At 73.2% G+C, this 14,152-nt stretch carries 14 protein-coding genes and 1 riboswitch; of the genes, 6 read left to right on the plus strand and 8 right to left on the minus strand.

Annotation, left to right across the window (positions count from 1 at the left end; all coding sequences use genetic code 11):
- Nucleotides 1-97: 97 nt before the first annotated feature.
- The 3 genes from ACX25U_RS26640 to thiO form a co-directional block, all read right to left on the minus strand.
- Nucleotides 98-901, minus strand: a complete 804-nt coding sequence (locus tag ACX25U_RS26640) for a thiazole synthase (protein WP_454383675.1) — start codon at nucleotides 899-901, stop codon at nucleotides 98-100.
- Between the two features lie 3 nt (nucleotides 902-904).
- Nucleotides 905-1,105, minus strand: a complete 201-nt coding sequence (thiS, locus tag ACX25U_RS26645) for a sulfur carrier protein ThiS (protein WP_454383677.1) — start codon at nucleotides 1,103-1,105, stop codon at nucleotides 905-907.
- Complete coding sequence (gene thiO, locus ACX25U_RS26650; protein WP_454383678.1) at nucleotides 1,102-2,268, minus strand: glycine oxidase ThiO; 1,167 nt, start codon at nucleotides 2,266-2,268, stop codon at nucleotides 1,102-1,104. The genes thiS and thiO overlap by 4 nt, the downstream gene beginning before the upstream one ends.
- Nucleotides 2,266-2,377: riboswitch (TPP riboswitch) on the minus strand. (Overlaps the previous gene by 3 nt.)
- 52 nt (nucleotides 2,378-2,429) lie before the next feature.
- On the opposite strand from thiO, the gene ACX25U_RS26655 reads away from it, so the two are divergent.
- The 6 genes from ACX25U_RS26655 (at nucleotide 2,430) to ACX25U_RS26680 (ending at nucleotide 7,978) form a co-directional block, all read left to right on the plus strand.
- On the plus strand, nucleotides 2,430-2,792 hold the full coding sequence (locus ACX25U_RS26655) for a hypothetical protein (protein ID WP_454383679.1): 363 nt from the start codon (nucleotides 2,430-2,432) through the stop codon (nucleotides 2,790-2,792).
- Nucleotides 2,793-2,824: 32 nt separating this feature from the next.
- A complete protein-coding gene (locus tag ACX25U_RS26660; RefSeq protein WP_454383680.1) occupies nucleotides 2,825-4,054 on the plus strand; it encodes an NAD(P)/FAD-dependent oxidoreductase in 1,230 nt (409 codons plus the stop codon).
- 66 nt (nucleotides 4,055-4,120) lie between these two features.
- Entirely contained in the window at nucleotides 4,121-4,486 is a 366-nt protein-coding gene (locus ACX25U_RS26665; protein WP_073952559.1) for an Rv2175c family DNA-binding protein, read from the plus strand.
- 676 nt (nucleotides 4,487-5,162) lie between these two features.
- Nucleotides 5,163-5,876 carry a thiamine phosphate synthase gene (thiE, locus tag ACX25U_RS26670; protein WP_454383681.1) on the plus strand — a complete coding sequence of 238 codons (714 nt, stop codon included), beginning with the start codon at nucleotides 5,163-5,165 and terminating at the stop codon, nucleotides 5,874-5,876.
- 129 nt (nucleotides 5,877-6,005) lie between these two features.
- Nucleotides 6,006-6,929 carry a methylenetetrahydrofolate reductase [NAD(P)H] gene (metF, locus tag ACX25U_RS26675; RefSeq protein ID WP_454383682.1) on the plus strand — a complete coding sequence of 308 codons (924 nt, stop codon included), beginning with the start codon at nucleotides 6,006-6,008 and terminating at the stop codon, nucleotides 6,927-6,929.
- Nucleotides 6,930-6,985: 56 nt separating this feature from the next.
- Complete coding sequence (locus ACX25U_RS26680) at nucleotides 6,986-7,978, plus strand: SCO2102 family sporulation regulator (RefSeq protein WP_454383683.1); 993 nt, start codon at nucleotides 6,986-6,988, stop codon at nucleotides 7,976-7,978.
- A 12-nt stretch (nucleotides 7,979-7,990) separates the two neighbouring features.
- On the opposite strand, the gene ACX25U_RS26685 is transcribed toward ACX25U_RS26680, so the two are convergent.
- The 5 genes from ACX25U_RS26685 to ACX25U_RS26705 all read right to left on the minus strand — a co-directional run bounded on the left by ACX25U_RS26685 (nucleotide 7,991) and on the right by ACX25U_RS26705 (nucleotide 14,098).
- Complete coding sequence (locus tag ACX25U_RS26685) at nucleotides 7,991-9,487, minus strand: phytoene desaturase family protein (protein ID WP_454383684.1); 1,497 nt, start codon at nucleotides 9,485-9,487, stop codon at nucleotides 7,991-7,993.
- Nucleotides 9,488-9,557: 70 nt separating this feature from the next.
- Complete coding sequence (locus tag ACX25U_RS26690) at nucleotides 9,558-10,172, minus strand: DUF4126 domain-containing protein (protein WP_454383685.1); 615 nt, start codon at nucleotides 10,170-10,172, stop codon at nucleotides 9,558-9,560.
- Nucleotides 10,173-10,486: 314 nt separating this feature from the next.
- Nucleotides 10,487-11,116 (minus strand): TetR/AcrR family transcriptional regulator, encoded by a 630-nt coding sequence (locus ACX25U_RS26695; protein ID WP_454383686.1) that lies wholly within the window; start codon nucleotides 11,114-11,116, stop codon nucleotides 10,487-10,489.
- Nucleotides 11,117-11,178: 62 nt separating this feature from the next.
- Nucleotides 11,179-13,263 (minus strand): YhgE/Pip family protein, encoded by a 2,085-nt coding sequence (locus tag ACX25U_RS26700; protein ID WP_454383687.1) that lies wholly within the window; start codon nucleotides 13,261-13,263, stop codon nucleotides 11,179-11,181.
- Nucleotides 13,235-14,098, minus strand: a complete 864-nt coding sequence (locus tag ACX25U_RS26705) for an ATP-binding cassette domain-containing protein (RefSeq protein ID WP_454383688.1) — start codon at nucleotides 14,096-14,098, stop codon at nucleotides 13,235-13,237. The genes ACX25U_RS26700 and ACX25U_RS26705 overlap by 29 nt, the downstream gene beginning before the upstream one ends.
- Between the last annotated feature and the right edge of the window lie 54 nt (nucleotides 14,099-14,152).

Here is a 14,152-nt window from a genome sequence, read left to right on the forward strand (position 1 = left end):
TCGAGCAGGGGAGACCTCCAGGGCGGCACGGGTGGGCGCAGGCGGCGCTCCGCAAAGCACGGGCAAGCGCCCCACCCCCCAGCGCAGCCCAGGGCACCTAGAAAGCAGGCCGCTCAGGATCCAACCAAGCCAGCCCCTTCGCGGGAGAAGACGCCTCCGCGAAGTACCGCCGAGGAATCCGCCCAGCCAGCCGCGCCAGCCGCCCCGCCTCAACCGCGCATTTCATGGCCTGGGCCATCACCACCGGCTCCCGCGCCCGCGTCACCGCCGACGCGAGCATCACCCCCGCACACCCCAGCTCCATGGCCAGCGCCACGTCCGAGGCCGTCCCCGCCCCCGCGTCCAGAATCACCGGCACGCGCGCGTGCTCCACGATCAGCTGGAAGTTGTGCGGGTTCCGGATCCCGAGCCCCGACCCGATCGGCGACCCCAGCGGCATGATCGCCGCGCAGCCGGCGTCCTCCAGCTTCCGCGCGAGCACCGGGTCGTCGTTCGTGTACGGCAGCACCGTGAACCCGTCGTCGACCAGCGTCTCCGCCGCGTCCAGCAGCTCGATCGGGTCCGGCAGCAGCGTGCGCTCGTCGGCGATGACCTCCAGCTTGACCAGATCGGTGCCCAGCGCCTCGCGCGCGAGCCGCGCGGTCAGCACCGCCTCGCCGGCGGTGAAGCAGCCCGCGGTGTTGGGCAGCACCCGGATGCCCAGCTTCTCCAGCACCGACAGCACCGACAGCACGGACCCGTGCACGGACGGATCCACCCGCCGCATCGCGACGGTGGTCAGCTCCGTGCCGGAGGCGACGAGCGCCCGCTCCAGCACCTCCAGGCCGGCCGCACCCCCCGTGCCCATGATCAGCCGGGAGGTGAAGGACGTCCCACCGAGGACCAGGGGGTCGTCAGCCATGGCTCAGCCTCCCTGGACGGCGGTGAGCACTTCGACGCGGTCGCCCTCGGCCAGCGCCGTGGACGGCCACTGCGCGCGCGGGACGACGGTCTCGTTGAGGGCGGCGGCCACCCCGGAGGGCGCCGCGGTGAGGGTCTGCACGACGGTGACCAGAGCGGTGCCGGGCGCGACCCGGCGGGGTTCACCGTTGACGGAGATGTTCATGCGGGCTGCTCCGTGAGTGCGGCGGCGCGAAAGCGCCTCGGGGTGAAGGGGCGGACCTCGTCCGGCAGCTCGCCGGTGGTCAGGGCGTGCGCCATGGCGTCACCGGTGACCGGCGTGAGCAGCACGCCGTTGCGGTAGTGGCCGGTGGCCAGCAGCAGCCCGTCGAGTTCGGTCGGGCCGAGCAGCGGCGCGTTGTCGGGGGAGCCGGGACGCAGTCCCGCGCGGGTCTCCGTCAGCGGCAGCTCGGTGATCCCGGGCACCAGCTCGTGCGCGTCGCGCAGCAGCTGGTACACGCCGCCCGCCGTCACCGTCGTGTCCCAGCCCAGCTCCTCGCTGGTGGCCCCGACGACGAGTTCGCCGCTGAGCCGCGGCACCAGGTAGACGTGGCTGCCGCGCACCACGGCCCGCACGGTACGGCTCAGGAACGGCGCGTAGCGCTTGGGCACGGTCAGCCGCAGCACCTGCCCCTTCACCGGCCGCACCGGTGGCAGTACGTCGTCCGGGACGCCCGCGAGCTGCCCGCTGCGGCTGCCCGCCGCGAGGACCACCTGGTCCGCCTCCAGCGCGGTGCCGTCGCTCAGTACGCAGCCGACGGCCCGGTCACGGGCCACGGTGAGCCGTTCGGCCCAGGCGCGGTGGAGGACCACGCCCGCCCGTTCGCAGGCCGCTACCAGGGCGTGGGCCAGCCGCCGCGGGTCGATCTGGTGGTCGCCGTCCACCCGGAGCCCGCCACGCACGCCCGGCGCGAGCATCGGCTCCAGGCGCCGGCAGTCCCGCCCGGACAGCCACTCCGACTCCAGGCCCGACCCGTGCTGCAGCGCGTGCAGTTCGCGCAGGTGGGCGCGGTCGTCGGCGTCCAGCGCGACGGCGAGCGTGCCGCAGCGGCGGTAGCCGAGGTCCTGGCCGGTCAGCTCGGTCAGCTCGGCCGCGAAGTCCGGGTAGCGGCGGGCGGAGGCCAGGTTGAGCCCGAGCAGGGTCTGCTCGCCGTGGTGCAGTTCGGTGACGGCGGCGAGCATCCCGGCGGCCACCTGCGCGGCCCCGCCGCCCGGCTCGGGATCCACCACGGCGGTGGCGAACCCGCGCTGCGCCGCGCGCCAGGCCGTCACCAGCCCGATGATTCCGCCCCCGACGATCAGGACGTCCGACATACGCGGCAACGACATGGGCGTCCAGCCCCTCCCTTCGCCGGCATGACCCGGATCAGGTTCGTACGGTCGGAGGCCGCCAGCCTCCCTCTCAGCCCGGTACGTCCGGGCTCCCGCGAGTCCTTGTACGGTGGCCACCCTAGCCCGCAGAGCGCCGATCTTGTAAGGGAGCCTCCTCCATGTCCCGCTCGCTGGACGGCCTCGTCCTCGCCCCCGTCGCCGACCAGGCCCCCGGGCAGGTGGGCACCCGTACCCGGTTCACCTATCACGAGCGGGAGGGGCGGATCTGGGCCGAGTACGCGGGCGGAGACGTCGTACACGGCCATCTGGTGGGTACCCGGGAGGGTGACCGCCTCGACTTCCGGTATGTGCAGCTCAGGCGGGACGGGACGACGTCGTCGGGGCACTGCGTGTCGACGGTGGTCGAACTGCCCGACGGACGGGTGCGGTTGGAGGAGGCCTGGCAGTGGGAGTCACAGCCGGGCAGCGGGACGAGTGTGGTGGAAGAGCTTGTGGAGCAGGTCACCCCGCACGCCCCCTGACTGACGGATCATCAGTTGACTATGGTGATCAGGTGAGCGACCAGACGCAGGAAAAGGGCACGTCACAGCCGCGGCGCGTGGTCGTCGTGGGCGCGGGCATGGCGGGCGTGCAGACCGCGGTCGCCCTGCGTGAGCAGGGCTTCACCGGCACCGTGACACTGATCGGCGCCGAACCCCACCAGCCCTACGACCGGCCGCCGCTGTCCAAGGCCGTCCTGCTCGGCAAGGCCGAGGGCACCGCCTTCGACATCGACTTCGAGTCGCTCGGCCTCGACCTGCGGCTCGGCTGCGAGGCACTGGCCGTACGGCCCGACGCGCATGTGCTCGACACCTCCGCCGGGCCTGTGCCGTACGACGTGCTCGTCCTGGCCACCGGTGCGGAACCCATCCGGCTGCCGGGCGCCGAGGGCGTCCCCGGCGTGCATCTGCTGCGCACCCTGGACGACGCCGAACGGCTGCGGCCGGTGCTCACCGAGCAGCACGACATCGTGGTCGTCGGCGCCGGCTGGATCGGCGCCGAGTTCGCCACCGCGGCGCGTGAGGCGGGCTGCGCCGTGACGGTCGTGGAGGCCGCGGACCGGCCGCTCGCGGGTGCGCTGCCCGCGGAGGTGGCCGCGCCGATGGCCGCCTGGTACGCCGACAGCGGCACCGAGCTGCGTACACGCGCGCGCGTGGAGCACGTCGAGCCCGGCGCGGTGGTGCTCGACGACGGCTCGCGGCTGCCCGCGGGCGCCGTGGTGGTCGGCATCGGCGCCCGGCCGGCCACGGGCTGGCTGGCCGGCTCCGGCATCGAGCTGGGCGAGCACGGCGACGTCCTGGCCGACGACCATCTGCGCACCTCGGTGCCGGACGTGTACGCGGTCGGCGACTGCGCCTCCTTCCCCTCGGGAAGGTATGGGGAGCGCCTGCTGGTCCACCACTGGGACAACGCGCTGCAGGGCCCGCGCACGGTCGCGGCCAATGTCATCGGCCTGGAGCCCGCGGTCTACGACCCGGTGCCGTACTTCTGGTCCGAGCAGTTCGGGCGCTTCGTGCAGTACGCCGGCCACCACACGTCCGCCGACACCACCATCTGGCGCGGTGATCCCTCCGGGCCGGCGTGGACGGTCTGCTGGCTGCGCGAGGGCCGGCTCGTCGCCCTGCTGGCGGTCGGCCGACCGCGGGATCTGGCGCAGGGCCGGCGGCTGATCGAGTCCGGGACGCCCATGGATCCGGACCTGCTGACGGACCCGGCGCGGCCGCTGAAGGCGGCGACGGCGTGAGGCGCGAGGTCACCGGCGGACGGGCCTGACTTCCTAGTGTCAGTGGCAGATGGCAGGCTTGACTCCGTGACCGAGATTGACGCAAAGATCGATGCTCTCGTCCCTGCCTGGCTCACCCTCCCCGACATCGCCGAAAAGCTCGGCGTCGAGGTGACGCGCGTGCGGCAGCTGGTCAAGGAGGGCCAGCTCATCGCCGTACGCCGCGGTGAGAACCGCGCGCTGCACGTCCCCGCCGCCTTCATCGACGGCGACAAGGTCGTCAAGGGCCTGTCCGGCACCCTGACGCTCCTGAGGGACGACGGCTTCACGGTCGAAGAGATGATCGAGTGGCTGTTCACCCCCGACCCGACCCTCCCCGGCACCCCCGCCCAGGCCCTGAGCGAAAACCGCGGCACAGAGGTGAAGCGCCGCGCCCAGGCCCTGGCGGTCTGACCCGCACACCGGAGCGGCGTGGGCGGCCCTTACGGGGGGCAACCGGCACACCCCACCGGCCACCCACGCCGCTCGCGACGGAGCCGCCTGGCTGCGCGGTCGTCGGTGCGGCCCGCAGGCCCGGCGTGCGCGATCCCGGACCGGCCGGACCGCCACGGGCTGCCTGCGGCGCGCAGGGACCGGCTTCCGGGACGTCCTGACGGCCCGCGCGGGCGGGTGAGCGGCCACGAGCCGCTGGTGATGGCCGTCTCGGCCCCGGAGTACGGCCGCCCGGCCGTACCGGGGCACGCCGCCGACCCGCGGCCGGCAGCCTCGGGGTGGCCCCAGGCCGGTTGCGGGAGCCCGGACCGCCGCCGGGCTGCCTGCGGCACGCAGGGCCCGGACCGCGCAAGCCGGTGGGTCGCGAACTCCTGGGGGCGCCCGGGGCACTCCGCGTCGGGGCGCCGTCGCGCGTGGCGGAGGCGCGTCAGAGGTCGGCGTGCGCTCGCGTCCTTGCCGGCTGCTCACGGCGCCGCTGCCTTGTGGTGGAGGTGCCTGCGGCCCGTCAGGCGACCGCTCCGGTCGGGGGCGCGGGTAAGGTCCGTTCGGATGGTCGGGGTGTGGGCCGAGCGAGGCCGTGCCGCGTGCTCGTACGCCGGCCGCGTACCCGAACCGATGAGTCCTGGGGGGATCCGCCATGTCCGACACCGTTGCCGTCGCCGACGCTCGGGAGCGGCTTGCCGGTGCGCGGCTCTATCTGTGTACCGATGCCCGCCGCCGGCAGGGTGATCTCGCCGAGTTCCTGGACGCCGTGCTCGTGGGGGGCGTCGATGTCGTGCAGTTGCGGGACAAGGGGATGGAGGCGGGGGAGGAGCTGGAGCACCTGGAGGTGTTCGCCGAGGCCTGTGCCCGGCACGGGAAGCTGCTCGCGGTCAACGACCGGGCGGACGTCGCCTACGCCGCCGGCTCCGACGTGCTGCATCTGGGGCAGGGGGACCTCCCCGTTCCCGCGGCCCGCGCGATCCTCGGTGACGGCACCCTGATCGGGCGGTCCACGCATGCCGAGTCCGAGGCCGCCGCGGCCGCCGTGCAGGACGGCGTGGACTACTTCTGCACGGGCCCCTGCTGGCCCACCCCCACCAAGCCCGGCCGGCCCGCTCCCGGCCTCGGCCTGGTCCGGTACGCCGCCTCCCTGCGCACCGACCGGCCCTGGTTCGCCATCGGCGGCATCGACCTCGGCAACCTGGACCAGGTCCTGGAGGCCGGCGCCCGCCGTGTCGTCGTGGTCCGGGCCGTCACCGAGGCCGACGACCCCGGCGCGGCGGCGGCCGAGTTCGCCGGGCGGCTGCGGCAGGCGGCCGAGCAGGGCGCCGAGCGGGGCCCGGGCACGGTACGCCGGCGTCTCACCTAGTGGACACCTCGCGAAACCCGACCCGCCCATTCGGGCCCTGCTGTCCGAAAGGTGGACGGCAATCCGACAATTCGGGCAAATTTCCGGCCTTCGGTTGGGGGACCGCCGCCCCCTGGCTAACCTGCGAGTATGGCCCTCGGAACCGCATCCACCAGGACTGATCGCGCACGCACCGTGCGTGACATCCTCGCCGCCGGCAAGACGACGTACTCGTTCGAGTTCTCGGCGCCGAAGACCCCCAAGGGCGAGCGGAATCTGTGGAGCGCGCTGCGCAGGGTCGAGGCGGTCGCGCCGGACTTCGTCTCCGTGACCTACGGCGCGGGCGGTTCCACGCGCGCGGGCACGGTCAAGGAGACCGAGCAGATCGTCGCCGACACCACCCTCACCCCGGTCGCGCACCTCACCGCCGTCAACCACTCCGTCGCCGAACTGCGCAACATCATCGGCCAGTACGCCGACGCCGGCATCCGCAACATGCTCGCCGTGCGCGGCGACCCGCCCGGCGACCCGATGGGCGAGTGGATCCCGCACCCGCGCGGGCTGACGTACGCCGCCGAACTCGTCCGGCTCATCAAGGAGTCGGGCGACTTCTGCGTCGGCGTCGCAGCCTTCCCCGAGATGCACCCGCGCTCGATCGACTGGGACACCGACGTCAAGCACTTCGTCGCCAAGTGCCGCGCGGGCGCCGACTACGCCATCACGCAGATGTTCTTCCAGCCGGAGTCGTACCTCCGCCTGCGCGACCGCGTCGCCGCCGCCGGCTGCGAGACCCCGGTCATCCCCGAAGTCATGCCGGTCACTAGTGTGAGGATGCTCGAGCGGCTGCCCCGGCTCAGCAACGCCACCATCCCGGACGGCCTGAAAGAGCGGATCCTCGCGGCGAAGGACGATCCGGCGGCGGTACGCTCCATTGGGATCGAGTTCGCCACGGAGTTCTGCGCGCGGCTGCAGGCCGAGGGAGTGCCCGGACTGCACTTCATCACGCTCAACAACTCCACGGCGACGCTGGAAATCTACGAGAACCTGGGTCTGCACCAACCGCCGCAGACCTAGACCGGCCGCATCCGCGTACGACACACTGCGGAGCGGCCACTGGGAGAGGGGCGTACATGGGCTGGACGGTCCTCTACATCGCGTTCGGCGTCGTCGCGCTGTGGCTGCTCGGCGAGGTGCTGCTGCAGTACAAGGCGCGCCTGCGCTGGCGGCTGCTCGCCTTCATGGGCTTCCTCGGGGTCGTGCTCGGTGTACTGATCCCGTCCGTCGTCGTCATCGGTCTGGGCGCGGCCGCGTTCGCGGTCGGACAGACCTATGTCACGCTGTCCTTCCGCCGCGGCTTCGCGGCCGGCTGGGCGGTCGGCCGTCCCGGCGCCGACGGTGCGGAGAAGCTGCCGCGCCGCCGCGGCAAGGGCGAGCACCAGGACCCGACGCTGGAGGTCTCCGACCTCGAAGTGGCCGACGCGGAGCACGGCGACACCGGCACCATGCGGACCCTGCACGGCCACGACAGCCTGTCGTACGGGCACGACGACGACTTCGACCGCGACGACGTCTTCACCCCCGTCGGCGCCGCCGAGCCCACGGCCGCGGAGGCCACCACGGTGTACGAGCCGCAGCCCCTGCCCGACGACACCGGCTCGTACGGCGTCTACGGCGACTCGGCCCAGCAGGCGGGCACGCACTCCTCCTACGCGGGCGCGGACCAGACCCAGGACCATTACGCCACCGCCGACCAGAGCTACGCGTACGACTACTCCGGCTACGGGCAGCAGAGTTACGGCTACGACACCTCCGGCCAGCAGCAGTACGCCGGCTACTCCGACCCGTACGTCGGCACCCAGACCTCCTACGACACCACCTACGTCGGCCAGCAGGGCTACGGGCAGCAGGGCTACGGGCAGCAGGACTACGGCACCCAGGACGCCTACGCCGGCTCGGGCTACGGCGGCGAGACTCCGGCCGGCGGGGTGTGGGTCCCGCAGCAGCGCAGCGACGAGTCCTACGGCGGCGAACTCCCGCAGGAGCAGCAGTCGTACCCGTACCAGGGCGACAACCACGGTCAGCAGCAGCACGGTTCGGGCTTCGACGAGCAGTACCGCTTCTGACCGCCGCCCGGCTCACTGGGAGCCGCGGAACTCCGGTCCCTCCACGATCAGCCCGGCCACCAGCGCGCCCGACATGCCGGCGTGCGGCAGCCCGCCGCCGGGGTGCGACCAGCCGCCGATGGTGAACAGGCCCGGGAGCGCGGTGGTGTTGGCCGGATGCAGCAGGCGTCCTTCCGCCGCGGCGAGCGCCGGCGCGGGAACGGCGCCGCCCTCCGCGCCCGTCACCTGGGCGATGTCGGCAGGGGTGCGGATCTCGTGCCACAGGAGCCGGTCGCGGAGCCCGGGTACGGCACGCGAGGCGGCGGCGATCATACGGTCGGCCTGCGCCGGCAGTCCCGCCGATGCCGACGCCGGGACCGTTGCCGTGAGCGTGATCGCTTCGTGCTCGGGGTCCGGGACCAGCGCCGGGTCGTCCGGGCGGGACACCGTGACCGTGGGCCGTGCGGGCAACTCGGGGACCGTGCCGAACAACGCGTCGAGCTCGGCCTCGCGGTCCTCCGCGTGCACCACCGTCCGATGGGCCGTCCCTTCGGGTCGGCCGCCGCGCAGTGCCAGCAGCACGGTGAGGCGGCTGGGCGCCCCGGGCTGGGGCGGCACCTCTCCCGCGCCCCGGAGAGCCGTGCTCCGGACCATGCCGTCCAGCGCGCGGGGGCTCGCACCGGCGACCACGAACTCCGCCTCGGCCACCGTCCCGTCGGCGAGTTCGACCCCGGCCGCCCTGCCGTCCTTCTCGACGATCCGCGTGACCTCGGCGCCGAAGACGAACTCGACCCGGCGGGCCAGACACCGCTCGTACACGGCGCGCGCCAGCTCGCGCAGGCCGCCGCGGACGTACCAGGTGCCGAAGGCGTGCTCCATGTACGGCAGCACGGCGGCGTTCGCCGGGGCGGTGCGCGGGTCGAGGCCGTGCACGAGTGCATGACTTTCCAGGAGGGCGGCCAGACGCGCATCGCGCAGCTCCCAGGCGCCGACCTCGGCGAGCGTGCCGGCCCGGCGGGTGCGCAGCAGGCGCTTGTGCGGGACGGCCGGGTAGGGCTCGCGCTCGGCCAGCACGGGCCAGTTGGGCCACAGCGGCTCCTCCAGGAGCGGGCGCCGGGAGCGGTCCCAGGTCTCGCGCGCCCGCACCAGGAAGTCGCCCCAGCGCTGCCCGACACCCGCCCCCAGGGCGTCGTCCAGGGCCGCTACGACACCCGCGCGGGAGGCGTTCGGCAGGGACATCTCGGTGCCGTCCGCGAAGACGTGCCGCGCCGACGGATCGACCTGGACCAGCTCGACGCAGTCCTCCAGCGGCTCCTTGCCGGTCTTGACGAACAGGTCGCGGTAGACGGCGGGCAGCGGCAGCAGCCCGGGCCCGGTGTCGAAGGCGAAGCCGTCCCGCTCGGCCCGGCGCACCGCACCGCCGTACGTCTCCGTACGCTCGAACACCGTCACCCGGTGCCCCGCGACGGCGAGCCGGGCAGCCCCCGCCATCGCGCCCATCCCAGCACCGACCACCACAATCCGTCCCATGCCAGCGACTGTATCGACCCGCACTGACAACCCCACCCGCGGCCCGCGGACGCGGAAGCGGTGGGCGGGGTCAGCCCGGTGGGGTCTCCGCCCGGGCGGCCAGGCGGCGTGCCTCGCGGCGGCGGGCCCGGCGGCGCAGGTAGCGGCGGATGCGGGAGATCAGGAAGGCGACGATGACGACGCCCGCGAGGAGGAGAACGGCGGCGATGACCGCCGCGGCCAGGGGATGGAAGATCGCGAAGGTGACGAGGCCGGCCACTCCGAGGTCCTCGGCCAGGCTCACGAGCATGTTGCTCACGGGCTCGGGGGAGGTGTTGACAGCCATCCGCGTCCCGGCCTTCACCGCGTGGCTGGCCAGTGCCGTGCCGCCGCCGATCAGGCCCGCCGTGACGTCCGACAGCGAGCCGCTCTGCCCGGCGAGCAGCGCGCCGACCCAGGCGCCGGCGGCCGGGCGGATCACCGTGTGCGCGGTGTCCCACACCGAGTCCACGTACGGGATCTTGTCGGCGACCGCCTCGCACACGAACAGCACGCCCGCCGCGATCAGCACCTCAGGCCGTTGCAGAGCGGAGGGGACGTCGTCGCTCAGTCCCGTCGCGCCGAACACACCGAGCAGCAGCACCACCGCGTACGCGTTGATGCCGCTGGCCCAGCCGCTTGTGAACACCAGGGGAAGTACGGACACGGACGCGATCGTAACCAGCGCACGGCCCGGCGTCGTGGGGATGAGCGCGCACAACTGAGTATCCGTACCTAGCCGGTGAGATGAGTACGCGCGCGGATGAGGCGGGAACCGCGTGGACGAGAGGGTGGAGACACGGAAAGGGGCCCGGCGCCGGCACCGCCGACACGGGGCGGCGGAACGGCGCGGCCCTCGACCGCTCCTTCCGCCGGCCCAGTCGGCGGGAGTGAGGCACGGGGGAGCGGGGGAGTACGAGGACGCGCCGGTGCGGCGTGGCCCGCGGGGGACGCGGCCACGGCGCACCGGCGTTCTCGTCCTCAGGGGCGTCCGCTCACCCGCCCCTGCAGCAGTCTGGACAGCGCCCTGTGCACGTCGTCCAGGGAGCGCTCCGGCTGGAAGGACTTCCAGTCCAGCGCGGCCACCAGCACCATGCCGACCAGCGCCGCCGCGGTGAGCGACACGTCGAGCTCCTCGCTGAACTCGCCGTTCGCCACACCCTCGCGCAGCACGCCCTCGACGACGGCGACTGCCTCCTGCCGTACCACCATGAGCGTGGACTGCCAGGCCCGGTTGGTGCGCCACAGCTCGGCCACGTACAGCTGGGTGAAGGACGGGTAGCGGTCGATGAAGACCAGTCCGGCGCGCACCATCGCGTCCAGGGCGTCGACCCGGCTGCCGCCCTCCCGCGCGGTCCGCTCGGCCGCCTCCCTGAGGGAGGCCGTGAGCAGCCCCACCCCGTGCCGCAGCAGCTCCTCGAAGAGGACGGACTTGCTGGCGAAGTTGTAGTAGACCGTGCCCTTGGCGACCCCCGCCCGCTCGGCGATCTCGTCCACGGTGGTGGCGGAGAACCCCTGCTCGGCGATGAGCGTGACGGCCGCCTCGTAGAGCTTCTGCCGGGTGGCCTCGCGGCGGGTGCGGCCGCCCGGCGTGGCGCTGCTGCGTTCCATGGCCCCGATTGTCACAGGTGCGGACTCCTCGCAGGGTACGGAAGGGGAGGTCAACGGCGAGATCACAGGCTCAGCTCCGGATGCAGCCGGTTCAGCGTCCACACCTGCCGGCGCCGGGCCGACAGCGCGGTCAGCGCGAGCGCGGCCGCCGTGAAGCCCGTCAGCACCGCACAGGCCAGCCACACCGGGCCGAGGCCGCCGCCGGTGATCAGCCTGCGCAGGGCGTCGACGACGTAGCTCATCGGCAGGAAGGGATGGATCGCGTTGAAGAAGCCCGGACTGGTCTGCACGGGGTACGTGCCGCCCGCGGACGTCAGCTGGAGCATCAGCAGGGCGAGGACCAGGATCCGGCCCGCCGGCCCGAAGCGGGCGTTCAGCCACTGCACGATCGCCCCGAAGCACGCAGCCACCAGGAACAGGAAGGCGATCGTGCCTCCCGCGCGCGTCATCTCCAGGCCGACCGCCCAGTGCAGCACCGCCATCAGGGCCGCCGTCTGCAGCACGCCTACCGCCGCCACCGGCAGCCAGCCGGCCAGCGCGATCCGCCAGGAGGAGGCGCCCGCGGCGAGCGCGCGCCGGTTCATCGGCGGGATCAGCATGTACGCCACCATGGCGCCCACCCACAGCGACAGCGGGATGAAGTACGGGGCGAAGCCGGTGCCGTAGTTCGGCGCGTGGTGCAGGTCCCGGGCGGCCAGCTGGACCGGGTCGGCCATGACGCCGGTGCGCTGGTCGCGGTCCTTCTTGTCGTAGTCGGGGATCTGCTTGGCGCCGTCGTGCAGCCCGCCGGCGAGCTTGCCGGAGCCGTCGACCAGCTTGTACATGCCGCCGTTGAGGTCGACGGCGCCCGCCTCGAGCCTGCCGACGCCCTTGTCGAGGCCGGTCGCGCCGGTCCTGGCCGTGCCGATCCCGGCATGCAGCTTCTTCGCGCCCGCGGCGACCTTGCCGGCGCCCTCGTTCAGCTTGTTGATCTTCTTGACGGCGTCGTCGATGTCCTCGGACAGGTGCGGCGCGCGGTCGGCGAGCGCCTGGGCCCGTGTCTGGAGGGTGGCGAGGTCGCTGTCGAGCTTCTTCAGGTCTCCGCCGTTGTCCGCGACGAGCGTGTTGACGTCGTCGGCGATCTTCGCGACGTCGGCGGCAGTCTCCTTGGCCTGCGTCAGATCCGCGCAGGCGGCGTCCGGCAGGGCCGGGTCGGCGCAGCGCCGGGCGTGGATGCCGTCCAGGTCGGCGGAGGCGGCGTGGGCGTCCTTGGCGGCGGCCGGGGCCCGCTCCACCAGGGTGTCGAGGTTGCGGCGGATCGCCTTGGCGGAGTCGGCGACCAGCCGGGCGGAGTCGCCGATCGACTTCTCGTTGTCCTTCAGGAACGGGCCCACCGTGCCGTCGACCGCGTTGATCCTGTCGGCCAGCGTCCGCGTGCCGTCGGCGACCTGCCGTGAGCCGTTCTCCAGGTCGCCCGCCCCGGTGCTGAGCCTGGTCAGGCCCTTGGACAGCTCGGACGAGCCCCTCTTGGCCTCGGTCAGACCGTCGGCGAGGTCCTTGGAACCCCGCTCGGCCTTGCCGATGCCGCCCTTGAGCCGGTCGGCGCCGCCGGCGGCCTCGACCGTCTTGCCGTGGATGTCGGAGAACGACACGAAGATCTTGTCCAGGTAGGACCGGGAGGCCTTGGTGGACGCGGCGGTGCGCACCTCGCTGAACACCGTCCGGGAGATCTGCCCGACGATGTAGTTGTTGGCGTCGTTCGTACGGACCTGGAGCGCGCTGGTCTCGGGGGAGTCGCCCGCGCTGGAGGCGATCCGTCGGCTGAAGTCGGCCGGCATGGTCAGCGACAGGTAGTACGTGCCGTCCTCGACGCCCCTGCGGGCCTCGGCGGCGCTCACCTCGTGCCAGTCGAAGACCTTGCTCTTCAGCAGCCCCTCGGTGAGGTCGTCGCCGGCCGCGATCCTGCGGCCGTCGGCGGTGGCCCCTTGGTCGTCGTTCACGAGGGCCACGGGGATGCGGTCGAGGCGGCCGTACGGGTCCCAGAAGGACCACAGGTACAGCGCCCCGTACAGCAGCGGCAGCACCAGCAGGGCGACCAGGGCGGCGCGCGGCAGCCTGCCGCGTCCGAAGCGCCTCAGCTCAAGAGCGGCCAGTTTCGGCGAGCGCATCGGCCGCCTCCTTCGCTTGGTCGTGCGGTTCGTCGTCGGTCGGTTCCGCGTCGGCCGGTTCGTCGTCGATCGGTTTCACGTCGGCCGGTTCGTCGTCGGTTGTCGTGGCGGGGGGCCCGGCGGAGGGGGTGGCGGAGGGCTTGGTGGAGACGGCCACCGCGCCCTCCGGTGCCTCGCCGCATACCGCGAGCACGGTCGTCCCGGACTCGCTGATCGACCGCAACTGCGCCCAGAGGGCGGCTCGTTCGGTGCCCGAGAGCTTGAAGTCGGTGTCGTCGACGGCGAGCAGCAGCGGCCGGGACATGAGCGCCAGGGCGATCGACAGGCGCAGTTCCTCCGGGCGCTCCAGATCGCGTACGGCGGTGCGGTCGCCCTTGGGCAGGGTCGCGAGGTCGAGGCCGGCGGTGCCGAGTGCCGTGTCGATCAGCTGCTTCGCCTCGGCCCGGCGCTCGGACCGGGGCCGCAGCAGGCCGCGCAGCGAGCCGCCGAACCGGCGTTGGAGCAGTGCCCGTTCGCGCAGGTGCTCGCCGACGGTCAGGGCCGGCTCGAGGTCGGTGACGCCCGCCACGTTGGCGAGCGCGGTGACGCGGCGCAGGGCGGACATGTGCCGGGGCGGTTCGAACCCGCCCACGCGGGCCACTCCCTCCGTGGGCCGCATCCGCCCGGTGAGTGCGAGCAGCAGGCACGTACGGCCGGAACCGGACGGGCCCTCCACCGCGATCAGCGCACCGGGCTCCGCGTCGAGGCCGATGCCGCGGAACGCCCAGCCGCGGGGCCCGCGCAGCCCGAAGTCGCGGGCGGTGACACCGAGACCGTGTGCCGTGTGGTCGTGCACGGTTTGCCCTCCCCCTTGTTTTTGAACTGACTGGTCAGTGCAAAAAGGTACCCC

The organism is Streptomyces sp. JNUCC 63, from assembly GCF_054366325.1.